Origin of the sequence: Prauserella alba, assembly GCF_024171735.1 — a bacterium.
GTDB lineage: Bacteria > Actinomycetota > Actinomycetes > Mycobacteriales > Pseudonocardiaceae > Prauserella > Prauserella alba.
On the sequence record NZ_JAMTCH010000004.1, the window covers coordinates 454,536 to 477,753 of the forward strand.

Below are 23,218 nucleotides of genomic sequence, written 5' to 3' on the forward strand. Positions count from 1 at the left end.
TGCCCTGACACCGCTGCCCGGGTGCCGGCCGGTGCCGGCCGGCACCCGGGTCCGGGTCAGTGCGTGGTCACCCGGTCGCTGCCCTGGTTGTCGGACCGGTCACCGTTCTGGCTCTCGGGCCGGTCGCCGTCCTGTCCGTCGACGTAGCGTTCGAGCAGCTCCTGCGAGTGGTGCTCGGCTCCCACCGCGGAGTCGGTGAACTCCGGCGTGTTGAACACCTCGCCCGCGGTCGGGTCGGTGTGCACCCCGTCGTCGTCGAGTCCGATCGCGCCGGTCTCCGGGTCGACGGTCGTCGCGTGCGCGGGCACCTCCTGAACCGCGAGAATCGTGCTGTCGGGCTGCAAGGTGCGGGCCGGCGAGGCCGTTGCGGTGATGTCCAGGCCGCGCAGGGTTGCCGAGGCACGTTTCAAGGCGACGCGACCGTTGCCGTTGCCGTGGTTGTTGCGGGAGCGGAGCAGTTCACGCAGATTCCGTTCGGCCTCGCGGTCGGTGTCGGAGTTCTCGCGGGCCGCGGAGACCAACGCCGAGGGCGTGGCCTGCGACCGGATGCGAACGTACCGCGGCATGGTGGCGACCTCGAGGCGGAACATCCGCCACAGCGCGACCATCGCGAGCACGTAGACGATCGACAGTGGAGCGGCACCGGCCAGCGAACTGACCTGCAGCACCGTCAACGCCGCCTCACCGCCCGCGAGGAGCAGCAGCGCACCGGCCACACCGACGAGCACCGCCCAGAACACGCGGGTGATCCACGGCGTCTCGCTCCGTCCGTTGTGCGACAGCACGTCGACCACCAGCGAGCACGAGTCGGCGCTGGTGACGAAGAACAGCGTGATCACCACGATCGCGATGACCGACAGCACCGTGACGATGCCCTCGGTGACGGGAAGTTCGCCGAAGAGCAGGAACAGCGCGGTGTCCTGGTCGACCGCGCCGTCGTTGCCGACGAGGTTGCCGTCGGTGAGCTGACTCATCACGCCCGTGCTGCCGAAGATCGTGAACCACACCAGCGACACCAGGGTCGGCGCCAGCAGCGCGCCGAGGATGAACTCGCGGATGGTGCGGCCACGCGAGATGCGCGCGATGAACATGCCCACGAACGGCGCCCACGCGAGGAACCAGGCCTGGTTGAACAGGGTCCAGTCCAGCGTCCACGTGTCGCCTGCGCCGGCACCGGTGACGAACGCCAACTGCGGAATGGTCTGCAGGTACTCGCCGAAGTTCTGCACCACCGAACGCAGCAGGAACACCGTCGGCCCGAGCAGCAGCACCACGACGGCCAGCACCGTGGCGAGCGCCATGTTCGCGTTCGACAACCACCGCAGGCCCTTGTGGAGGCCCGTGACGACCGAGATCGTGCCGAGCGCGGTGATGCCGAGCACGAGGATCACCAGCAGCGTGTCCGAGGGCTCGAACCAACCCTGGTACGACAGTCCTGCCTGGATCTGCAGTACACCCATGCCGAGCGAGGTGGCGACACCGAAGACGGTGCCGACGATGGCGACGACGTCGATCACGTGGCCGACCCACGATTCGATGAGCTTGCGGCCGAAGATCGGTTCCAGCAGCCAGCGGATCGACAGCGGCCGGCCGCGGCGGAACGTCATGTACGCCAGGCCGAGCCCGACGATCGCGTAGATGCCCCAGGCGTGCAGTCCCCAGTGGAACATCGACTGGCCGATCGCGGCGCGCCCGGCCTCGGCGCTACCGGCCTCGACGCCGGCCACCTCCGGTGGGCTGAACATGTGGTTCAGCGGCTCCGACACACCGGAGAAGACCAGGCCGATACCCATGCCCGCGGAGAACAGCATCGCGAACCAGGAATACAGCGAGAACTCCGGCCGCTCGTCGTCCCTGCCGAGGCGGATATTGCCCACTTTGGACAGCGCAGCCCACAGGCAGAACGCCAGCATCGCGGTGACGACGATGATGTACCACCAGCCGATGTTGGTGCCGATGACGTTGCGCAACTCGGTGAACGCGTCCGCGGCGCCGTCGCCGTAGCGCGCGCCGTACCACGTCGCGAAGCCCAGCGCGGCGACGATCACGATGACCGCCGGCACGAACACCGGCTTGGACAACCGTGCCTTCGGCGGCACCTGCGCCGCCTCCACACTCGCCTCTTCCTGAGAAGCCACGAAAACTCTCCTGTTCGACCATGTCTCGATGGGCCGGATTCGCCACCGGACTGCCCTCGTCCCTGCACCGGCGGTCCCGGCCCGCGAACTCGACATGCGGCGCGGGCGTCCTCGGCGCCTCCTCCGACCAGGCGGGGTGTCACAATTCCCGCCAACCCGGTATACAGATCGGTAACCAGGCGACGGCCAGGCTATGTATACAGGTTTGTAAAGTCAAGGAGTGGGCCGAGAAGTGGGAGTGGACGACCAGCGCATCGATCTCGATGACCTCACGCCGGGCGCGCGCAAGATTCTCGAGGTCGCTTCCGAGCTGTTCTACGAACAGGGCATCCATCCGGTCGGCGTCGACACCATCGCGGCCGAGTCGAAAGTCACAAAGCCGATCCTGTACAAGAACTTCGGCAACAAGGACGGCCTGGTCGCGGCCTACCTCCGGCATCGGCACGACACGTGGTGGCCCGTCCTCGAAGCGGCCATCGCAGCCGCGGAGAAGCCCCGTGCGCTGGCGTTCTTCGACGTCTACGCCGAGGACGCCAAGACCATCACACGCGGCTGCGCCTACCTCAACGCGGCCGCCGAACTCGCCGAGGAACACCCCGCCTATTCGGTGATCCGCAGGCACAAGCACCTGGTGCGGACACGGCTCGCCGAGCTCATCGCCGAGGACCTGCCGGACACGCCCGACCCCGGCAGTCTCGCGGATCACCTGTTCCTGCTGCTGGAGGGCGCGTTCGCCCACCACCGCATCTACGGCGCGGGCCTGCTCGCCGAGGGCCGCGAGATCGCAGAAGGACTGCTCCGGCGGTGAGCCTCACCGGCCGCGCTGCGCCGCCTTGACCAGACCGCCACCGATGATCAGCCGCTGGATCTCGCTGGTGCCCTCGTACAGGCGCAGCAGCCGCACCTCGCGGTAGATCCGTTCGACCGGCACCTCGCGCATGTACCCCGTGCCGCCGTGCACCTGTACGGCGAGATCCGCGACCCTGCCGACCATCTCCGTGCAGTGGAGCTTCGCCACCGACGGCGCGATCCTGCGATCCTCTCCGGTGTGGTACTTCCGCGCCGCTTCCCGCACGAGCGCCTCGCCGGACATCACGCCGGTCTGCATGTCGGCCAACATCGCCTGCACCAACTGGAACTCGCCGATCGGCGTGCCGGCCTGGGTGGCACCCGCCGCATAGGCCACGGACTCGTCCAGCGCCCGCCGGGCCGCACCGACCGCGAGCGCCGCGATGTGGACCCGGCCCCTGGCCAGGGACATCATCGCGGCCTTGTACCCGACCTCCTCGGAACCGCCGACCAGCGCATCGGCAGGCACGCGCACGCCGTCGAACGTCACATCGGCCGTCCAGGCACCCTCCTGCCCCATCTTGCGGTCCTTCGGCCCCACGTGGACACCGGGCGCGCCGGCCGGGATCAGGAACACCGCGATCCCGGGGTCCTTGCCCGCCGCTTCGCGGGTGCGCGCGAACGTCACGAACAGGTCGGCGATCGGCGCGTTCGTGATGAACCGCTTGCCGCCGCTGATCACCCAGTCGTCGCCGTCCGCCTCGGCCTTCGTGCGCAGGCCCGCCGGGCTCGACCCGGCATCCGGTTCGGTCAGCGCGAACGAGGCCACGACATCACCAGAGGCGATCCGCTCCAGCCACGCGGCCTTCTGCGTCTCCGTGCCGTAGTTGACGAGCACCTGGCCCGCGATGCCGTTGTTCGTCCCGAACAGCGACCGCAGCGCGAGCGACGTGTAGCCCAACTCCATGGCCAGTTCCACGTCCTGCGTCAGGTTCAGCCCGAGTCCGCCCCATTCCTGCGGGATCGCGTAGCCGAAGAGCCCCATGTCCGCGACCTGGGCGCGCAGGTCGTCCGGGATCGCGTCGGCCTCCATGATCTCGTTCTCCCGCGGGACCACCCGGCTGCGCACGAAGTCGCGGGCCGCGGCGAGGATCGCGGCGAAGTCGTCGTCGCCGACCTGTTCGAGACCGCGCTTCGACATCGGATCGGGCGTCGTGGTCATGGTGGTGGCCCTCCTGTCCGTCACTGGATCACGCCGTCGGCGCGCAGGTTCTCGAGTTCCCCGGCCGCCACGCCGAGGGCGGTGAGCGTCTCGTCGGTGTGCGCACCGAGCGCGGGCACGTCTCCCATGACGAGTTCGACGTCGCGGTAGGTCATCGGTGGCAGCAGTGCCCGCACGGGACCGTTCTCGGTGTGCACCTCGCGCCACCGGTCGCGTTCGGACAGCTGTGGATGGGCGATGAGGCCCGCCATGTCGTTGACCTGGGCGGCGGCCACGCCGGCCTCGACGAGGCGCGCCTCGAGGGTGGCCGTGTCGAACCTCGCGGTGCGCACTCCGACCTCCGCGTCACACGCGCCGCGATGCTCCACCCGCAGCACGTTCGTCGCGAACCGTGGATCTGCGGCGAGGTCCGAGTCGGACAGCACCTCGCGGCACAGCGCCTCCCACCCGCGGTCGTTCTGCACGCCGATCAGCACCTGACCGTCCCGGGTCGGGTAGGCGTCGTACGGCGCGATCGCGGCGTGGCTCAGTCCGAGCCGTGGCAGCTGCCTGCCCGCGTACATCGCCACGTACATGGGGTGTCCCAGCCATTCTGCGGTGGCGTCGAACATCGACACGTCCACGCTCGCGCCCTCGCCCGTGCGTTCGCGCCGGAACAACGCGCCGAGCACCGACGTGAGCACGTACATGCCCGCGGCGATGTCGGACGTGGGGATGCCGGTCTTGGTGGCCTGCTCGGGCGTCCCGGTGATCGACACGAGTCCGCTTTCGGCCTGCACGAGCATGTCGTAGGCCTTGCGGCCCGCCTGCGGACCACCGTCGCCGTAACCGCTCAGGTCGGCGGTCACCAGCCGCGGATTCCGGTCGCGCAGCGCGGCGGAGTCGAGGCCGAGACGGGCGGCGGCACCGGGCGCCAGGTTCTGCACGAAGACGTCGGCCGTGGCCAGCAGATCCCCCAGCAACCTGCCGCCCCGCTCCGACTTGACGTCCAGCGCGAGCGACTTCTTCCCGCGGCCCAGCCACACGAAGTGCGAGGCGACGCCGCCGACCGCGTCGTCGTAGGCCCTGGCGAAGTCACCCTCGCCCACCCGCTCGACCTTGATCACCTCGGCGCCCAGGTCGGCGAGGTGCCGGGTGGCCAGCGGCGCCGCGACGGCCTGCTCCAGCGCGACCACGCGGATGCCGGCCAGCGGGAGCGTCGGAGCCGAGTCGGCGTCGGTGTCGACCATGCCCTGATCCTGCCAACAGGTCCGATACCCGGCAATGGCGTAATCGGTATGGTATCCATCGAACACGCGCATCAATTTCCCGCGTTCCCGCCCGCTGCCGGTCGCCGGTGACCGGCAGCACGCCCGAGCCAGGAGACGCCGGATGGACCTCCACCACGTCAAGGCCTTCCTCGCCGTCGCCGAGGAACTGCACTTCGGCAGGGCCGCCGCACGACTGCACATCGCCCAGCCGCCACTGAGCCGCACCATTCAGCAACTCGAACGCCACCTCGGCTCGCCACTGTTCGACCGCACCACCCGCCGCGTCAGCCTGACCGCGCAGGGCGAGGCGCTCGTGCCCGCCGCGTACGACATCGTGAACGCCTTCGATGCCGCCGAACGGGCGGTCGCCCACGCGGGCGAGGGCGCCGTCGGCAAGGTCTCGATCGGCTTCGCCGGCCCGTCGTCACACCCGCTGATCAGCGCCCTCGCCCAGCGCGTCCGCCAGGAGCAGCCGGGCATCGAACTGGCGTTGAGCAGCACGACCTACGGCTCCGACGCGATCGGCCAGCTCGCCGACGGCACCCTCGACATGGCGATCGTGCGCTGGGACGCCACGCCGTCCGGCATGCGCTCCCGCGTCGTCCGCGTCGACCACTACGTCATCGTCGTCCCCGAATCGCACCCGCTCGCGGGACGTGACTCGGTCGGCATGGACGAACTCGTCGACGAGCCGTGGGTGTTCCTCGAAGCCGCGAGCGGCTCGTCGTTGCGTGACACCGCGATCCGCAAGGCCGAACAGACCGGATTCACACCGCGTATCGCCCAGCACGGGCCCGACACCTGGACGCTCATGGCACTCGTGGCCGCAGGGGTCGGGCTGACGATGACCGTGGACACGGCGTTCCGGAACGTCATCACCACCGGCCTGTCGGTCATCCCGCTCGAAGGGGGCAGGGAGGAAGCGCTCGCCCGCCTGATCTGGCGCACCGAGACCACGCCCGCCGTCGACCGGGTACTCGAACTGTCCGAACGCGCGTTGCCCACACCCGACGGCTACGGCGGGCTGTGACCGGCCGCGGAGCCGTCACCGCAGATTCACCGTCACCGCAGATACAGCCGCACCGTGTCGATCTCCTCCCGCAGCAGGCGGACGTCCTCGGTGCGGGGCCGCGGCGTCTCCGCCACGTCGCCGCGCACGCGCAGGTCCCAGCCGGTGTTCCCGGTCACCTCGGCCACCGTGACGCCGGGGTGCACCGCCGCGAGCTCCAGCTCGCCGTCACGGTCGGGCCTGCGCAGCACCCCGAGCGGGGTGATCACGGTGGTGACCCCGGCACCCTGCGGTTGATGGAACCCGTCCTGCCGCCGCGCCCTGACGGGGCTCGGCGAGGTGCAGAAGTCCACCTCCTCCGGCAGCGCAGCCGGGTCGTGGCGGCGCAGCACGACCACGATCTCGCGGGCGGAGGCGATGATGTCGCTCGCGCCGCCCGATCCGGGCAGTCGCACCTCCGGCCGCCGCCAGTCGCCGATCACAGAGGTGTTGATGTTGCCGATCCGGTCGACCTGCGCGGCGCCGAGGAACCCGACGTCGACGTAACCGCCCTGCAGCACGTAGCCGAACAGCGCGTCCATGCTCAACATCGCCTCGGACCCCGACACCAGAACCGAGTCCGCGATCCCCTCGGCCATCGCCTCCGGATGCGCACCGACGACACCGGACTCGTAGACGAGTTCGACGCCCGGGTTGACAGTGCGTTTGGCCAGGTCCACGGCCAGGGTCGGCAGCCCCACCCCGGCGAAGACCCGATGGCGCCCTGCGAGTTCGCGCGCGGCGACCGTGGCGAGGAACTCGGCGCTGTGCGGCGGCACCTCGGATACGTCCACAGTGACCCCTTCCGTGATCGCCGCGTCCGCGGTGGACGAGCCACCGACCCGGGCCGAGGAGTCGGCCGTCATCCCTGCCTCCGTCCGTACGAGACCGAACCCGACGGGGCCGGAGCGACCCGGAGCCCGTCCCAGCGCTGCTCGCCGAGCTTGGCGAGATAGCCCGCGTGGTCGGCGGTGCCGTGGATCCACTCGTCGATCCACGCGAGCGCCCTCTCCCTGTCCCTGCTGATCGGGGTCCACTCCCGGTAGAAGGCGCTGTCCCGGTCGTAACAGCCCTGTGCGTACGACGGGTGCGCGCCGCCGGGCACCTCGACGACCGCGTCCACTGCGTGTGCGGGGATCAGCGTGCGGTTGGGGTCGGCGCGGACCGTCTCCGGCGCGACGACCTCCTCGACCGTCACGATCACGGCCGAGGCGGCGTACGCGGCGGGGGCTTGCGCCCCGGTGATCCCCCACAGCTGCGTGTTGCCGTTCGCGTCGGCCCGCTGGGCGTGCACGATCGTCACGTCGGGATTGAGCGGCGGTACGACGTACACCCTGCCTTCGCCGTACGGACTCTCCACCGAACGGATACGAGGGTTCAGCGCAGGAAGATCACTGCCCACATAGGACAGCAGCGGCTGGAACGGCAGTCGCTTCGCACCCGCCTCGTAGCGGCAGTACATCCCGTAGTGCGAGTACTCCTCCGTCTCCAGCGGCGCCGGATCGTGCTGTTCGACCCGCCGCCGGATCTCGTACAGCGACCCGGCCGAACCGCTGGCGAAGAACGACGCCACGAGCCTGCTCACGCAGCCGGCGACCAGGAGCTGATCGGTGAGGATGTCCGGCGTCATCCGGCACATCGTCAGGTCACGCCTGCGCTGCCGGATGATCTCGTGCCCCGCCGCGAACGGGATCAGATGGCCGAATCCCTCCAGTGCCACGGTCATCCCGTCCCGCACGTGTGCGGCGACAGCCTCGGCCAGCGTCGTCACCTTCGACCCGGTCACGTGCGGACCTCCGGATCGTTCTCCCGCCGCTCACCCGATCCGGCCCGGTCCGGCGGCCCACCATCCGACACGGCCCCATCCGATACCGCTCCATCCGATACCGACCCGTCGTGGCCGACGTCGCTGCCACCGCGAACCTCCGGCGGAGCCCCGTAGTGACCGAACGCCCGAAGTGCGGCCAGCAGCACGACCACCACGACCAGGCCCGTCACCGACGAGACCGTCTCCGGCAGCAGCAGCGCGACACCCGCGACGAGCGCAACCGCGCGCGCCCACCCCGGCATCCGCACCTCCACCAGCGGTGCGTAGCCCTCGAACGCGGCACCCATCGCGAACACACCGACGATCGCCAAGCCGACGGCCTGCAGCACGGAGCCGACGTCGTCCTGGGCGACCAGGGCGGGGTTGAGCGCGAAACAGAACGGCACGATGTACTTGGCCGCGCCCAGCCGCATCGCCGTGACGGCCGTGGCCATCGGCGAGGTGCGGGCGATGCCGGCCGCCGCGAACGCGGCCAGCGCGACCGGTGGCGTGATGTACGAGGCGGCCGCCCAGTAGATGACGAACAGGTGCGCGGCGACCGGGTCGACGCCCAGTTCGACGAGTGCGGGCGCCATCACGATCGCGAGGAAGACGTACACCGCCGACACCGTCATCCCCATGCCCAGCACGAAGCAGGTGATCGCGCCGGCGATGAGGATCAGCAGCACGTTGTCGCCGACGGCCGCGACGAGTTCGCGGGCCAGTGACAGCGAAGCCCCGGACATCGACAGCGCACCGACGATCAGCCCGACGCCCGCGATGATGCCGACGATCTCGGCGATCGACCGGCCCGAGTCGACGACCACGGCGAGCAGGCCACGGGCCCCGAGCCGGTTCCGCGGCCGTAGCACCGCGATCGCCAGCAGCAGCGCCGCCGCCATGAACGGCGCCTGCGCCTCGTCACGCTGCCAGACCAGCAGCAGGATGAGCGCGCCGAGGGCCAGCAGATACGGCCAACCCGTCCGCAGTGTCGCCAGGGCCTTCGGCAGGTGTGACCGCGGTTCGCCGCGCATCCCGGTGCGGGCGGCGTAGGCGTCGACCTGGGTGAAGACGCCGACGTAGTACAGCAGCGCGGGCGCTGCCGCCGCGAGTGCCACCTCGGAGTACGGAATGCCGAGGAACGAGACCATCAGGAACGCCGCCGTGCCCATGATCGGCGGGGTGATCGACCCACCGGTGGCTGCCGTGGCCTCGATACCGGCCGCGTACGTGCCGGGATAGCCGGCACGCTTCATCGCCGGAATCGTCATCGGGCCGGTGGTGAGCACATTGGACACCGCGGAGCCGCTCATCATGCCCATGGACGCGGAGCTCGTCACCGCGACCTTGGCCGAACCACCGCGGGCGTGGCCGAAGACGCTGCGCGCGAGGTCGATGAAGAACTCGGCGCCGCCGGTGCGCTGCAGCACGACCCCGAACACCAGGAAACCGATCAGGATCGCACCCGCGGTCTGCAACGGCAGTCCGAGGATCGAGTCCGGTCCGAGCGCGTGGACCGTCGCCGCGCGCTCGATGGGGAACGGCACGCCCTGCAGGAACCCGATGGGCATCTGCTCCGCGATCAACGGGTACAGCGAGAACGCACCCGCGATGATCGTGACGACGAGTCCGGCCGTGCGCCGCAGCGCCTCCAGCACCAGCAGCCACAGCACGAACGACGCAACGACCGCGAGCGGCGGTGCGGCGTAGTCCCAGCCCTCGAGCGAGATCTGCTCGGCGTGGCTCGCGAAGTACAGGTTGGTCGCGACACAGCCGACGGCGAGGACGGCGTCGTACCAGGGCACCGCGAAGCGGGACCGCTCGGCGGACTTACGCGCCCTGACGAGGATGAAGACCTGCGACAGGAAGCACGCCAGCACGACGTACAGGAACGCGTTCAGCAGCAGCGTGAAACCGCCTGGGTTCCAGAAGAAGACCTGGTTCAGCACCACCAGCACTCCGGCGACCGTCAGCGTCACGGCCACGGTCGCCCAGAACCGCTGCCCGGCCGTGAGCCGCGCCGGCTCCGCAGCCGGTGCGGCGGCGTGCCGCTCGCCTGCGGGGTCGCCGTCGCCGTGACTGTCGCCGTGGCCGTCGCCGTGGCCGCCGGCCGAACGGTCGTCGATCACGTCATTCATCGCCGGCCTCCTCGATGTGCTGCTTCTTCCAGGCCGCCCAGTCCCGGCGAAGATTCTCCGAACCCTTCACCTGCTGCCAGCCGCGGCGCAGCTGTTTCTCCTGTGCCAGCAGTTCCTCCTGCCGGTGCTGGGCCTCGTCGGTCCACACGCCCTCCTGCTTCAGGACCTCGATGAGGCCGGGGTGGAACGGCACCTCCACCGGCGCGATCATCGCGTGGTCGGTCGACCACAGATCCGTGGTCGAGGTCGCGTCCCGGTACGTGTCGTAGCTGTCTACAATGGACTTGGCCAGCTGGGAGGCGACCACGTCGGAGGTACCTGCGTAGGTGATGATCGGAACGGCGTACCAGAAGCCGGTGTCCGAGCCGCCTTCCTCCTGACCCGGCGCACCGCTGAACGAACGCAGCTCCACCGACGGCACGTTCTCCTCGATCGCCCGCCGCGTGCGCGGATCGCCGGCGTCGAACTCCAACCAGTGCACCGGCGTGGTCGATTCGAGTTCCGCGAGCGAGGAGCCGTACACCTGCTGGAACAGCACGTCGAGCTTGCCCGCCTTGAGCGCGTCCGGCTGCTCGCCGTAGCCGATGTCGACGGGACGGACGTCCGCCCAGCTGAGCCCGGCACTGGCGAGCATCGCCTCGGTCTTCTGGTTGACCGAGGGGTTGGCCGTGATCCGCGGGACCCGCTTGCCTTCGAGGTCGGCGGCCCCGCGGATGCCGGAGCCGTCCCGTGCCATCCAGCTGTGCGGCGCGGTCGGGCCCCAGACCACTCGCGTCGGCTGTGGCCCCCAGTCCTCGTCGGCGAACTCGTGCTCGGCGCGGAAACCGAAGATGTACTCGTCGCCGGTGCGGGCGAACTGTGTCTGGCCGTCCTTGAGCGGGAGCATCCGCCCGATCGCCGTACCGGAGGTGATGATCCGGAACCGGGTCCCCTGCTCCGCGGTCACGGCATCGGCGACGGCGGCCACGTCGGCGAACGTCGCCGTGCCCGTGCCGTAGGTGGACAGTGCCACCACGTCGAGCGGGGTCTCACTGCGGGCCGGATCCTCACCTCCTCCGCAGCCGGAGAGGAGGAGCAGGGCAGCGGCCACGAGCGCGGCCGGCGTGTGACGTCGTGTGTCCATCCATTCGTCCCGTCGTTGGGAGAAGCGCCACCCGCAACGGTGATGGACAGCACAGGCTCGACGCCAATACTTCTTGTCGAGCCGATTGATACTCACATGGTGTCGTCACGGTCGCCGATTTTGCCGACGGTGGCTGTAATCAGTCCCGTGACCGCGGTCGACAGACTGGCTGCCGACCGCGGTCACGGCGGCGACCCGCGGCTTCAGCGAGCGGCGCGGTTTCAGCGAGCGGCGAAGCTGTGGGCGCGTTCGACGAGTTCGAGGACTTCGACCGCGTCGTTCGGGTCAACCGGAACGTCTCCGGTGCCGGCGAGGGCCTCCGCGAGCTTGCGGTAGAAGCCGCCGTAATCCCCGCGGCGCGGTTCCACCCGCCGCTGCTCGTCCCGCGTACCGACCGTGGCCCACTGTGCCTCACCGCGCACACCCAACCCGGCATCACCAGGCCTGGCACCCCCACGCAACGCGTCCTCCTGCGGATCCAACCCCCAGATAGTGAACCCGCCACGCGAACCCGCCACATGGAACCGCGGCGCAGGCAACGCCGCGAACCCGGACATCACCAACCGCGACCGCGTCCCACTCGCATGCCGCAGCACCACCATCGAATCGTCATCGGCCTTGTCGGACCCGCGCGTGATCACATCCGCCCACAGATCCTCGACCGGCCCGAACAACTGCACCGCCTGATCGATCAGATGAGTCCCCAGATCGAACAGAATCCCGCCACCCTCGGCGACCCCCGCACTCGCCTTCCAACCACGCCCGCCCCCGGGCCGCCACCACTCGAACCGCGACTCGAACGAGTACACCTCACCCAACGCACCGGACTGGACCAACTCCCGCAGCGTCAGGAAATCCCCGTCCCACCGGCGGTTCTGATACACCGTCAGGACACGCCCCGCCCGGCGCGCGCGGTCGATCAACGCCCGGCCCTGCTCGCTCGTCGTCACGAACGGCTTGTCCACCACCACATGCAAACCCGCATCCAGCGCCGCCGCCGCGATGTCCGCATGCGTGGCCGGTGGCGTCCCGATCACCACCAGATCCACATCGGACGACCGCTCCCACAACGCGGCCACATCCGGCAACACCGACACCCCCGGATACGACTCCCGCGCCTCCCGCGCCCGCTCCTCGCTACCCGTCACGACGAAATCCAACGAGAACGCATCGTCATACTGCAGAAACGGCGCGTGAAACACGCGGCCAGCCAATCCGAAACCGATGACGGCCGTCCGTACGGTCATGTCCCCACCTTTGCTGTTCCCGGTGTTGCTGTTCCCGGTGTTGCTGTCTTCCGGTGTTGCTGTTCTCGTGCGGGCGGGATGCGGTTCATCGCCGCCGGCGGTGCGGGCGCCGATGGTACGCCCGCACCGCCGCGGATCCGCGCCACCGCCACGGCACACGACGGGCGGTGCGACCGGCCGTACCCGCCGCCGTGGAGACCGGCACACGCTCGGGCGGAACCGCGTTCAGGCGAAGACATTGACGCCGTACACGGCGAGGATGCCGCACACCACACCCCAGAGGATGATCGAGATGACCTGCCACAGGATCACCCGGTTCCGCGAGGCGCCGAACGACACGATGAGCGCGGACGTGATCTGACTGGGCAGGACCATCTGACCGAGCAGACTCACCCCCGCCACACCGTACCGGTCGAACCGCTCCTTGAGCTTCTGCTTCCGGGGCGTCAGCGGGACCTCCTCACGGCCCGCAATGACACGTCCGCGCACCGCGTGCGCCCCGAACACGAACGCGAGCATCGAGACGACATTGCCGCCGATCGCCACCGGGATCGCCACGAACGGCGACAGACCCGACAACACGCCGATGACCGACCCGAGGTAAGACTCGACGAACGGGATAGCCCCCAGTACCAGAATTCCCACCCAGTGAAGGAACCACGGCAGGGAAAGAGCCCATTCCTGCACGCTGCTGATCATGTTCTCCCCTGATTCCTTTCGTCCCCAGAAAATGCGCACGGACATCGCCTGCGCAGTGATTAGTACACTGTACTAGTATCGCCGGGACGACAACACGGGCCCAACGCCGGAAACGGCGGAACCATCACGACGAGAGGAGAGCCATGGGGGGCCACCGGCAGGGCATCGTGACCGCAGCCCGGGAGATCGCCGTCGAGCAAGGCATGGCCGCGTTGAGCGTGCGCGCGGTGGCCGCTCGTGCCGGGGTCGGCGCGAGCACGTTGCGCTACTATTTTCCCACCCAGCGCGACCTGTACGACGTCGTGACCGACGCGGTGTTCGACAGCAGACTCGGCGACCTGCGTATCCGCGACACACGCATCCCGGCCGTGGACAGGCTGGTCGAATGCCTGCGGCAGTTCGTGACACCGGCCGACGGCCTCGAACAGTGGGCGGCCACCGTCGCGGCGGTGGCCGGACCGGATTCGACGCCCGACCGCCGCGCGTTGTGGGCGTCCGCGGTGCGACGTGCACACGAACGGGTCACCGCGTGGCTCGACGTCCTCGCCGCGGAGGGCGCGCTCCGCGACGGCGACCCCGGCAGGCACGCCCGATTGCTGCTGCTCGGCGTCGACGGTGGCGCGCTGTGGCTGCTCACCTCGGAGACGGCGGACCTGGCACCGGAGATCGACGAGATCCTCAGGGACCTCGCGGCGACCGTCCTGCGCTGACCCGGCCTACCGCGAGACCGATCCCTGTTCGGCTTCCCGTTCGGCGTCGTCGAAGCGGTCGCGCGCCCGGTTCACCTCGGGAAGCCGCGTGGCGCTCCACTCCAGCAACGCGTCGATCAGGCCCTGGAGCGTCTTGCCGAGCGGCGTCATCCGGTACTCGACGCCGACCGGCCGGGTACTCACGATCTCGCGCTCCACCATCCCGTTGCGCTCCAGTCGCCGCAGGGTCGCCGTCAGCGACTTCTGAGTCACCGCGGGAATCGCGCGCCGCAGCTCGTTGAACCGCCGCGGCCGCTCACACAGCCGGTCGAGCACCTCCAGCGACCACTTGTCCAGCACCTGACCCAGCAGTTCGCGGTGCTCCGGGCCGAGACGCCCCGGATCGGTGGTTTCCGTCATGACACCTGGTCTCGTTGAAGTTCCTTTCGGATACAAGGTATTCATCGGATACTTTCCCCGCAACAGCCGGCGCAGCACATCCGTTCGCGGGCCACGGGGCGCACACCGTGAGAGGCGTTCCGCATGACCGTGCAGACCTTCAGCCCCGACGGCATGTTCCAACCCGTCCCGTACCACCACGTGGCCGTCGCGACCGGAAGCCGGCACGTCCACGTCGCCGGGCAGATCGCCCGCGACGGCGCAGGCAACCCCGTCGCGACCGGCGACCTGACCGAACAGGTCGCGCAGGCGCTCCGCAACACGGCGCGCGGTCTCGCAGGCGCCGGTGCGAGCTTCTCCGACGTCGTCCGGCTGCGCTTCTTCACCACCGGATGGCATCCGGAAATGATGGAACCGTTCCTCACCGGGATCGAGAAGGCGGCCGAGGAACTCGGCATTCCCACACCGCTGCCGCCGCTGTCGGTCATCGACGTGGCGTATCTGTTCGAACCCGACGTGCTCGTCGAGGTCGAGGCCTACGCCGTGCTCGACTGACCGCGAGGAGGGCGCCTGCGGCGGGGCATCTCCTTGCCGTCAGGCTCGAACCGGGACGGCGGCGTCCGTACGTGGGCGGCGCAGCAGGACGACGGCCTGCGCCGCGGTCAGCACCAGCAGCACGGTGCCGGCCACGGCGCTGATCCGCATGCCCGTGACGAACGCTTCCCTCGCCGTGTCGAGCAGCGCCTCGGCCTGGCCCTGCGGCAGGTGACGCGCCGCCGCGACGGCACCGCCGAGCGTCTCGCGGGCCGCGTGCGGCGCATCCGCGGGCACTCCGGAGTGGTAGATCGACATGGCCACACTGCCGAGCACCGCGGTCCCCAGCGCGCCGCCCAGTTCGAAGCCGGTCTCGGAGATCGCCGCCGCCGAGCCTGCCCGCTCCGGCGGAGCCGTCGACACGATGAGGTCGTTCGTCAGCACCTCCGACAGCGGCACGCCGAATCCGACGAGCACGAGCGCCGACACGATCAGCCAGGGGCCCGCACCTGCGCCCAGCACGGCCACGGCCGCGAACCCCACCGCGGCGAGCACCAGCCCCGCGCCGATCAGCTGCGGCACCGGGACGTGCCGGGCCAACCGTGTCACCAGCAGCGAGCCGGCGACACCCGCCACCGTCATCGGCAGCATCCACAGCGCCGCGGTCAACGGCGGCATCCCCAGCACGAGCTGGAGATACTGTGGGACCAGCAACAGCAGCCCCGTCATCGCGAACACACCCAGCATGTTGGTGCCGATCGACACGCTGAACTCGCGCTTGGCCAGTAACTGCAGGTCGATCATCGGGTCGGTGAGCGTCCGCTGCCGGTGCACGAACACGGCACCGACCGCCAGTCCCAGTGCGATCGCGACGAGCGGCGCCGGTCCGAGTCCGTGCTTGGCGAGATCCTTGATGCCGTAGACCACGGGCAGCGCCGCGGCCAGCGACAGTACCGCCGACGACAGGTCGAACCGGCCCGGCGCGGGGTCTTTCGCCTCGGGCAGCAGCAGTGGCCCGACGGCGAGCAACACGACCATCACCGGCACGTTGACGAGGAACACCGAGCCCCACCAGAAGTGTTCGAGCAGCCAGCCACCCGCCACCGGGCCCAGCGCCATCCCGCCCGAGAAACCGGAGCCCCACACCGCGATCGCGAGCCTGCGCTGCGCCGGGTCGGTGAAGATCGTGCGGATGAGCGACAGCGTCGAGGGCATCAGCGTCGCCCCACCCACGCCGAGCAGTGCCCGAGCGGCGATCAGCATCGTCGGGGTCACCGCGAACGCAGCGAGCACCGACGCAGCCCCGAACAGCGCCGCGCCCGACAGCAGCAACCTGCGCCTGCCGATGCGATCGCCCACCGACCCCATCAGCACCAGCAGACCGGCGAGTACGAACGAGTAGATGTCCACGATCCACAGCTGCTCGGCACCGGTCGGAGCGAGGTCTTCACTCAGGTAGGGCAGGGCGAAGCCGAGCACCGTCATGTCCACGCTGATGAGCAGCACCGGGAGTACCAGCACGCCGAGTGCCGCCCAGTCGCGCGTTCCCGCCCTGTCCACGTCTCCTCCGATTTATGAACCGTCCAGCCGGTATAGTTTGCCAGCACTTCGAAAGTAGACCGTCCAGACGGTTCAGTCAAGGCGGTAGAGTGACCCGGCATGGGACGACCATCCGCACGCGAACAGGTCCTCGACGCCTACGAGGACCTGCTGATCGAGAAGGGCCTGGCCGCCGTCACGCTCGACGCCGTCGCGTCGAGGGCGGACGTGTCGAAGGGCGGCCTGCTCTACCACTTCAAATCGAAGGACGCACTCCTCGACGGCCTCATCCACCGGCTACTCGACCGCACCCGCAGCGACATGGAACACGCCAGGAACGCCCCGGAGGGCATGGTCCGGTACCTGCTCAGCACATCCGTGACCGACGCCGACATGGCCAAGCCCGCCCACCGGACATCCGTGGCGGCGCTCCGCCTACTCGGCAGCGAACCGAAGGCCGACGAAGCCCTCGCCACGTCGTTTCGCATGTGGACGGACCTGGCCCACGAGTACGTCGACGACCCGCTGACCGCCGAGCTGATCGGCCTGATCGGGGACGGGCTCTACCTGCGCGCCACCCTCATGGGCCGGGACATGCGGACACCCGTACTCGACGACCTTCCCGAGGTGTTCCGCCGTCTCGGCATCACCGACAGTCGCGTCATCGGCAGCGGCGCCCAGGACAGCGGCACCCAGGACAGCGGGACTCGGGAGAATCGGGAGCACGGATTCCCGAGCGGCGACCTCGACGGGGAGGGCACAGATGAGCGTTGAACGACCGCCGGGCGGCCCCCTGCATACACGCCCGGGTCACTCGGGTTCGTCCTCCGTACGCGGCGACCATCCCGCGACGTCGGGATCGTCGTCGGCGGGCGGCTCCGGATCCCTCGGCTCGTCCGTCCGCGACGGCCGGTTGCCGCGCAGCGCACCCTCCAGCTCCCGTTCGAGCTGGTCGTCCACCCTCGGTGCGTGCTGATCACTCTCACGTTTCATTCGGATCCCTCCACCGGAACGGCTCAGTAGCGCGGCAGCGCACCGACCCCGGCCGGCAACTCGACACCATCGACCACGAGCACGTCCGCACCGTGCGAGGCGTCGAAGTACGCGCACGCGAACGGGCCCTCCACGGCCAGCACGTCCCGCGGTTCGCTGCTGTGCATCGCCCGTCCTCGCGTCACTCGGGCGGCCGCGGCGTGCGGATCGCGTCCGCCACCGAACCGCCGGCCTTGTCAGCCTCCTCACCACGCTCGGTGTCGAGCCCGCGCGGCAGATCCGGTTCCTGTTCGGGAGGAGGTGGCGTCGGTGTGTCGGGCTGTTCCTCGGCCAGCCTTTCGTCCAGGGGTTCACCCTCGCGCTCCTCGGACGGCGTTGTCCCCCAGCGGTCGACACCCGACCACTGTTCGGGCGGCTCGACCCCGCGCTCCAGCGGGTCCTGCTGCAACCGGTCCTCGTCGAGATCCTCGGCACCGCCCAGTGCGGCCGGATCCTGTTCGACGCTGTCCGGCGCTCCGGTGTCCTGCGGCGGTGTCACCGCTTCGAACTCGCCGTGCTGCATCGGGCGCTCCTTTCGTCGCCGGACTACCCCAGCGTTGCCCGGCCCGTCGCCCGGATAAACGCGGGCGACGGGCCGAGGGCCATCGCCCCGGCGGGCACGCTGCTTCACGCCGTACCGGCTTCACGCGGTATCTACTTCGCCGCGACATGGGCTTCACTGTTAGCTGGGCTGGGCTGTGAATAGGGCCGGGCTGTGCCATGGGCTTCGCTGCCGCCCCTGCCCGCAACCGGCCGGTGGTGGTCGGGTGCCCCGGAACGCTCGGGCACCCGCGACCACCACCGGAACGTGCGCCCGAGCGTGCATCGGAGCGCGGCTCGTCAGGACGACAGTCGCTTCCGCAACAGTTCCTTGCCCTGCTCGGCGCCCTTACGGCTGTCGGCCTGTGCCTTGCGGAAGAACTCGGCCAGTTCGGAGTCACCGTCCCGTTCGGCGTCGCCGATGTAGGTCTCCAGGCGCAGCGCGTTGCTCAGGCACGCCTCGACGTACCAGATGACGTTGTAGTTCTTGTCCTTCGTCCCGGTCACACGACCGCTCTCGGGCGTCGTCATCTGTCCTCCTTTTCCTCACGATTCGTCCGGAGGGCCCGGCGGTGTCGTCACCGCCGCGTCCCCTCCGTTTCGTGTTCGCCGGCCCCCGCCGGTTTCCCAACGAAGCCGCGAACTAACGGGCCGATCCGTCCGATCTCGGTACTCCCGGGTTGCTGCGAATCGCACACCGTTCCCGCCCGTCGCCACCACTGTGGACAGTGCATGAGAAACCGGGCAAATCAGCCATTCCCGCGCTCGCCGGGCGCGACGGTGTCCCGCACGGGATACCGCGACATCCCGATCGACAACCCCACTAAAGCCGTCACCAGGTGCGCGACGTTGTCGGCCCACGAGAGCGGGAAGACCCGTTTCACGTCGGCTGGATCCGCCGCGATCGCCGCCGGGATGCCATAGGCCAGTAGCGCGGTGAAACCGACGAACAGGAACCAGCCGAGCGCGGTGGCCGAGGCACGTGGGTGCAACGCCGTCAGGCACAGCAACCCGACCCCTGCGCGTACGACGTCGAGCAGTGGCCCAGAACTGAAGACCAGTACCCCGCCGGGGCCGCTCACCCACCCCGCCACGCCGAGGATCAGGTAACACGCACCGATGACACAGACGAGCGTCCGCGCCCAACGGCCGGTGTGCGGCCTGCCCTGGTGCCACGCATTCCTGTCCGACATGTCCGCCGTGTTCCCGGCAACGCCGCACGCAAACGCACCGCTCGCGACACCCGGTGAGCAACGACATCCGGTGATCGGCACCGCCCTGCAACACGGCGGTGCAGCAGTCACGGCCCTGCAGCAGTCACCGCCAGTGCCGTCACCAGCCGGTGACGGCACCCGTCGTGGGAGCGTCCGGCCCGGCGCGATCAGGTCGATTCACGTGCGCCGCATCGGGAAATCACTGTGGCATGACGACTTCCGACCGATCCGCCACGCCGACGACAGCCCCCTCGGGCGGGACGCTCCGCGGGGACCAGCCGCATCCGGCCTCCGACACCGCGTCCGTCGCCGAGACGGCACGGGTCGCCGCGACGGTGCTGGCCCCGACCATCGCCGCGGGGCCGATCACGCGCCGCCCCGCGGTGATGCACCTGGCGGAACGTTTCGACCTCGACCGCCGCGCCATCGCGACGCTGCGCAGACTCCGGCGCACTCACCACGGCAGGCCGGTTCGGCTGCGGTTGCCGGGCCGTTCGGTCACCGTGCTCCTCGATCACGCGGACGCCGGCCGCATGCTCGCTGCTGCGCCGGTTCCGTTCAGCCCGGCGACACTGGAGAAACGTGCCGCGCTGAGCCGGTTCCAGCCACACGGGGTGCTGGTCTCCGAGGGCCCGTGGCGGCAGCGGCGCCGCGACGCCAACGAGGACGCACTCGAACCGGGACGGGAACTGCACCATCTGGCAAGCGAGTGGGTGGATCCGATCCGCACCGGTGCGGACGACCTGCCGTCCGGCATCGGATGGGAGGACTTCTCCACCGTCTGGTGGCGGATCGTCCGGCAGGTCACGCTCGGTGGCGACACCGCCGACGACCGGGAGGTCACGGATCTGCTCGGCCGGTTGAGACAGGACGCCAACTGGGCCTATCTGCTGCCGAGAAACCGGCGGCTGCGGGACCGGTTCCTCGCTCTCGTCCGGCAGCAGACCGGTCTGGACCGGCAGGGCAGCCTCGTCTCCGCACTGAACGCCGTCGCCGCGGACGCGCGGCAGGCTGGCACCGGGCCGGGCGACACGGGACTCGACGCGGCGGGTCAGGTGCCGCACTGGTTGTTCGCCTTCGACGCCGCAGGCATCGCCACGTTCCGCGCGCTGGCACTGATCGCGACCCACCCCGGCGCACACGCCCGCGCACGCGAGGAAGCCGGGCACCGCGGCGAGGACGAGGTGCGGCAGCTCCCGTTCCTGCGCGCCTGCGTCCTCGAATCACTGCGGCTCTGGCCCACCACTCCGGCGCTGCTCCGCGAAGCGCGCGCCGATACCGCGTGGGGCGGCGAGGGCACCACGTTCCTGGCGTTCACACCACTGTTCCACCGTGATTCCGGCAGGCTGCCCTACGCCGACCGGTTCGACCCCGACATCTGGCTCGACGGCAGGGCACGGGCACAGCCCGCACTCGTTCCGTTCAGCAGCGGCCCCGCGGCCTGCCCCGGCAGGGACGTCGTGCTGTTCACGACGGCGACCCTGCTCGCGGCGATCCTGGGACGTCGTGAGGTCCGGCTCACCGGCACGGGTGGTACCCGGCTCGGCCCGGGCCGCCTGCCCGCGTCGCTGAACCACGTCACGCTGACGTTCTCGAGCCGGCCGTCCACATGAGGGAAACGGCAGCGGTCCCCTGCCGGCATGCGCCGACCGGGGACCGCTGCCGGATGATCGCCTAGTCCGAGGCCGACGACCAGGCGCGCGAGAGCTTGACCTTACCGCCGGTCTGGAGCAGCGAACCGGTGTAGAGACGGGTCGCCACGGCCGTGATCACGACGATCATGACGGCGATCAGGCCCAGTGACACGAACGGTTCCCACAGCTGCGCCTCACCGGTGAACAGGCGCACCGGCATCGCGATGGCCGCGGAGAACGGCACGTACGAGAGCACGGTCATGGCTGTCGCGTTGTCGGCCAGGAAGATGACGGCCATGTACGGGCCGAACACCAGCGTCATGACCAGGCCCATCGTCGAGCCCAGATCCTCCTGCCTGCTCACCAGCGACCCGGCGACCGCCCACATGGAGGCCAGCAGCAGGAACGCGAGGATGAGGAACGGCACGTACCAGCCGAGCGCGGGCAGGATCACCTCGAGCAGCGCCTCGTTGCCGCCGACCTGCAGTGCGATCGGGGCGGCGATGGCCAGCACGACGACCTGGCCGACGGTGAGCAGCGTGTGGCCCACGATCTTGCCGGCCAGCAAGGATTTCACCGGCAGTGTCGACACGAGGATCTCGACGACCCGGGTCTGCTTCTCGGTGACGGCGCTCTGCGCGATCGCCGTGCCTCCCATGGCGAAGAGCATGAACACCAGCGCGAACACCATGATGACGAGCTGCTTCTCGCCCTCGCCCACTTCGCCCGGGTCGAGCAGGTTCACCGGCGGCGGCGAGCCCAGCGACGCCATGAGGTCACTCGGCGGGTTCTCGAGCGCGACGACCGAGACCCCCGTCGCCGACTGGCCGGTCGTGTCCGGCACGACCGCCGCCTCGACCTGTTCGGTGCGGACGAGCTCCTCGGCGGCGGCGACGTCGTCGGTGCGTTCGACGTCGAACGGGCCCGCTTCGAGGGTCTGCGCCACCTCGGCACCGGTGACGGCGACCTTCGTGTCCCCGCCGCCGAGCACGTTCGGCAGGATCGACGCGGCGAACAGGCCGATGACGATCGCCGCCAGCCCGATCCAGAATCCCTTCATCTGCAGGAAAGCCTTGATCTCGCGTTCCGCCACGAGCCGCGTGGCCTGCATGAACGACACGCCGTCACTGTCGTTGCGAGACTCGACGGAGGTCCGCTCCTCGACGCTGGTCATCAGATCGCCTCCTTGAAGATCTCGTTGAGTGACGGCACGACGGGCGTGAACGCACGCACTTCGCCGCGGCGCATCGCCTCCTGCAGGATCCGCTGGTCCAGCGCCTCCCCACCGTTGCGGAAACCGTCCGTTGACGCGGGTTCGAACACCGCCCGCGGACCGTCCACACTGGTCACCTTGATGCCGGGAACATCGCGCAGCCACCCGGCGTCCGAGCCGACGACCAGCTCGTACCGCGGCGTGCCGTAGCGCTGCTTGAGCTCGTCCCGCTCGCCACTGGCCTTGATCTCACCCGTGGAGATGATCACCAGGTCGTCGCACAGCTGCTCGACCACGCTGAGCTGGTGACTCGAGAACAGCACCGGCGCCCCGTCGGCGGCGCGCTGTCGCAGCACCCGCAGCACCGTGTCGACGGCGATCGGGTCCAGGCCCGAGAACGGCTCGTCGAGGATCAGCAGTTCCGGATCGTGCACCAGCGACGCCGCGATCTGCGCGCGCTGCTGGTTGCCGAGCGAGAGTGCCTCGAGCTTGTCGTTCGCACGCGTGCTCAGGTCGAGTTCCTCGAGCAGCCGCTCGGTGCTCGACGCCGCCGCTGCCGCCGACATGCCGTGCAGCCTGCCGAACCACTGGATCTGATCCGCGACCTTCATCTTCGGGTACAGGCCGCGTTCCTCCGGCATGTACCCGAACCGCTGGCGCACCCCCTGGGTGACCGGCTGCCCGTTCCACGTCACCGAGCCCGCGTCCGCCTTCAGGACCCCCAGAATGATCCGCATCGTGGTGGTCTTGCCGGCGCCGTTGGCCCCCAGAAACCCCGTCATCCGGCCGGGCTTCACGTCGAACGACACCGAGTCGAGTACCCGGTGGTCGCCGAAGCTCCGGCTGACGCCATTCACCTTCAACATACGAGCAGCCTAGGAGCCGGCGCCGGCGCGCGCGTCAGGCCGGCGATGTATCCCGGCCGTCACCCTCGGGGATGATCCCGCCGGACCGCTCGGCGGC

Annotated in this window: 24 protein-coding genes; 6 read left to right on the top strand and 18 right to left on the bottom strand. The window is 69.7% G+C overall.

Features of this window, described 5'->3' with window-relative positions; genetic code table 11:
* Positions 1 to 56 precede the first annotated feature (56 nt).
* On the bottom strand, positions 57 to 2,138 hold the full coding sequence (locus LY12_RS11000; RefSeq protein WP_253855675.1) for a BCCT family transporter: 2,082 nt from the start codon (positions 2,136 to 2,138) through the stop codon (positions 57 to 59).
* A 220-nt stretch (positions 2,139 to 2,358) separates the two neighbouring features.
* Between LY12_RS11000 and LY12_RS11005 the strand changes: the two genes are divergently transcribed.
* The gene (locus tag LY12_RS11005) at positions 2,359 to 2,946 is read left to right on the top strand and encodes a TetR/AcrR family transcriptional regulator (protein WP_253855677.1); all 588 of its coding nucleotides are present in this window, start codon (positions 2,359 to 2,361) and stop codon (positions 2,944 to 2,946) included.
* 3 nt (positions 2,947 to 2,949) lie between these two features.
* Here LY12_RS11005 and LY12_RS11010 read toward each other — a convergent pair whose 3' ends face one another.
* On the bottom strand, positions 2,950 to 4,149 hold the full coding sequence (locus LY12_RS11010) for an acyl-CoA dehydrogenase family protein (RefSeq protein WP_372493495.1): 1,200 nt from the start codon (positions 4,147 to 4,149) through the stop codon (positions 2,950 to 2,952).
* A 20-nt stretch (positions 4,150 to 4,169) separates the two neighbouring features.
* The gene (locus LY12_RS11015) at positions 4,170 to 5,378 is read right to left on the bottom strand and encodes a CaiB/BaiF CoA transferase family protein (protein ID WP_253855679.1); all 1,209 of its coding nucleotides are present in this window, start codon (positions 5,376 to 5,378) and stop codon (positions 4,170 to 4,172) included.
* 142 nt (positions 5,379 to 5,520) lie between these two features.
* Here LY12_RS11015 and LY12_RS11020 point away from each other — a divergent pair, with 142 nt between their 5' ends.
* Positions 5,521 to 6,429, top strand: coding sequence for a LysR family transcriptional regulator (locus tag LY12_RS11020; RefSeq protein ID WP_253855681.1), 909 nt, complete (start codon positions 5,521 to 5,523; stop codon positions 6,427 to 6,429).
* A 32-nt stretch (positions 6,430 to 6,461) separates the two neighbouring features.
* Here LY12_RS11020 and LY12_RS11025 read toward each other — a convergent pair whose 3' ends face one another.
* The 6 genes from LY12_RS11025 to LY12_RS11050 all read right to left on the bottom strand — a co-directional run bounded on the left by LY12_RS11025 (position 6,462) and on the right by LY12_RS11050 (position 13,506).
* Complete coding sequence (locus LY12_RS11025; protein WP_253855683.1) at positions 6,462 to 7,313, bottom strand: CoA-transferase subunit beta; 852 nt, start codon at positions 7,311 to 7,313, stop codon at positions 6,462 to 6,464.
* Entirely contained in the window at positions 7,310 to 8,233 is a 924-nt protein-coding gene (locus LY12_RS11030; protein WP_308292099.1) for a CoA transferase subunit A, read from the bottom strand. Before LY12_RS11030 ends, LY12_RS11025 begins: the two co-directional genes overlap by 4 nt.
* Complete coding sequence (locus tag LY12_RS11035) at positions 8,230 to 10,392, bottom strand: TRAP transporter permease (protein WP_253855685.1); 2,163 nt, start codon at positions 10,390 to 10,392, stop codon at positions 8,230 to 8,232. Before LY12_RS11035 ends, LY12_RS11030 begins: the two co-directional genes overlap by 4 nt.
* Positions 10,385 to 11,515, bottom strand: coding sequence for a TAXI family TRAP transporter solute-binding subunit (locus LY12_RS11040; RefSeq protein ID WP_253855687.1), 1,131 nt, complete (start codon positions 11,513 to 11,515; stop codon positions 10,385 to 10,387). Before LY12_RS11040 ends, LY12_RS11035 begins: the two co-directional genes overlap by 8 nt.
* 221 nt (positions 11,516 to 11,736) lie before the next feature.
* Positions 11,737 to 12,762, bottom strand: a complete 1,026-nt coding sequence (locus LY12_RS11045; RefSeq protein ID WP_253855689.1) for a Gfo/Idh/MocA family protein — start codon at positions 12,760 to 12,762, stop codon at positions 11,737 to 11,739.
* 225 nt (positions 12,763 to 12,987) lie between these two features.
* A complete protein-coding gene (locus LY12_RS11050; protein WP_253855690.1) occupies positions 12,988 to 13,506 on the bottom strand; it encodes a hypothetical protein in 519 nt (172 codons plus the stop codon).
* Positions 13,507 to 13,604: 98 nt separating this feature from the next.
* Here LY12_RS11050 and LY12_RS11055 point away from each other — a divergent pair, with 98 nt between their 5' ends.
* Positions 13,605 to 14,171 (top strand): TetR/AcrR family transcriptional regulator, encoded by a 567-nt coding sequence (locus tag LY12_RS11055; RefSeq protein ID WP_253855691.1) that lies wholly within the window; start codon positions 13,605 to 13,607, stop codon positions 14,169 to 14,171.
* Positions 14,172 to 14,177: 6 nt separating this feature from the next.
* On the opposite strand, the gene LY12_RS11060 is transcribed toward LY12_RS11055, so the two are convergent.
* Entirely contained in the window at positions 14,178 to 14,570 is a 393-nt protein-coding gene (locus tag LY12_RS11060) for a winged helix-turn-helix transcriptional regulator (RefSeq protein ID WP_253855692.1), read from the bottom strand.
* Between the two features lie 123 nt (positions 14,571 to 14,693).
* On the opposite strand from LY12_RS11060, the gene LY12_RS11065 reads away from it, so the two are divergent.
* Complete coding sequence (locus LY12_RS11065) at positions 14,694 to 15,104, top strand: RidA family protein (RefSeq protein WP_253855693.1); 411 nt, start codon at positions 14,694 to 14,696, stop codon at positions 15,102 to 15,104.
* Positions 15,105 to 15,143: 39 nt separating this feature from the next.
* Here LY12_RS11065 and LY12_RS11070 read toward each other — a convergent pair whose 3' ends face one another.
* Positions 15,144 to 16,655, bottom strand: coding sequence for an MFS transporter (locus LY12_RS11070; RefSeq protein ID WP_372493520.1), 1,512 nt, complete (start codon positions 16,653 to 16,655; stop codon positions 15,144 to 15,146).
* 87 nt (positions 16,656 to 16,742) lie between these two features.
* On the opposite strand from LY12_RS11070, the gene LY12_RS11075 reads away from it, so the two are divergent.
* Positions 16,743 to 17,396 (top strand): TetR/AcrR family transcriptional regulator, encoded by a 654-nt coding sequence (locus LY12_RS11075; RefSeq protein ID WP_308292100.1) that lies wholly within the window; start codon positions 16,743 to 16,745, stop codon positions 17,394 to 17,396.
* 36 nt (positions 17,397 to 17,432) lie between these two features.
* Here the strand turns inward: LY12_RS11075 and LY12_RS11080 are convergent, their stop codons facing one another.
* The 5 genes from LY12_RS11080 to LY12_RS11100 form a co-directional block, all read right to left on the bottom strand.
* Positions 17,433 to 17,615, bottom strand: coding sequence for a hypothetical protein (locus LY12_RS11080; RefSeq protein ID WP_253855695.1), 183 nt, complete (start codon positions 17,613 to 17,615; stop codon positions 17,433 to 17,435).
* Between the two features lie 23 nt (positions 17,616 to 17,638).
* Positions 17,639 to 17,782 carry a hypothetical protein gene (locus LY12_RS11085; protein WP_253855696.1) on the bottom strand — a complete coding sequence of 48 codons (144 nt, stop codon included), beginning with the start codon at positions 17,780 to 17,782 and terminating at the stop codon, positions 17,639 to 17,641.
* 14 nt (positions 17,783 to 17,796) lie between these two features.
* The gene (locus tag LY12_RS11090; protein ID WP_253855698.1) at positions 17,797 to 18,177 is read right to left on the bottom strand and encodes a hypothetical protein; all 381 of its coding nucleotides are present in this window, start codon (positions 18,175 to 18,177) and stop codon (positions 17,797 to 17,799) included.
* A gap of 317 nt (positions 18,178 to 18,494) precedes the next feature.
* Positions 18,495 to 18,725, bottom strand: coding sequence for a hypothetical protein (locus tag LY12_RS11095; protein WP_253855700.1), 231 nt, complete (start codon positions 18,723 to 18,725; stop codon positions 18,495 to 18,497).
* 218 nt (positions 18,726 to 18,943) lie between these two features.
* A complete protein-coding gene (locus LY12_RS11100; protein ID WP_253855702.1) occupies positions 18,944 to 19,387 on the bottom strand; it encodes a DUF4383 domain-containing protein in 444 nt (147 codons plus the stop codon).
* A gap of 230 nt (positions 19,388 to 19,617) precedes the next feature.
* Here LY12_RS11100 and LY12_RS11105 point away from each other — a divergent pair, with 230 nt between their 5' ends.
* A complete protein-coding gene (locus LY12_RS11105) occupies positions 19,618 to 21,021 on the top strand; it encodes a cytochrome P450 (protein ID WP_253855704.1) in 1,404 nt (467 codons plus the stop codon).
* Between the two features lie 61 nt (positions 21,022 to 21,082).
* Here the strand turns inward: LY12_RS11105 and LY12_RS11110 are convergent, their stop codons facing one another.
* Together LY12_RS11110 and LY12_RS11115 are read right to left on the bottom strand one after the other, a co-directional pair.
* Entirely contained in the window at positions 21,083 to 22,216 is a 1,134-nt protein-coding gene (locus tag LY12_RS11110; protein WP_253855706.1) for an ABC transporter permease, read from the bottom strand.
* On the bottom strand, positions 22,216 to 23,121 hold the full coding sequence (locus tag LY12_RS11115; RefSeq protein WP_253855707.1) for an ABC transporter ATP-binding protein: 906 nt from the start codon (positions 23,119 to 23,121) through the stop codon (positions 22,216 to 22,218). The genes LY12_RS11110 and LY12_RS11115 overlap by 1 nt, the downstream gene beginning before the upstream one ends.
* Positions 23,122 to 23,218: the final 97 nt, after the last annotated feature.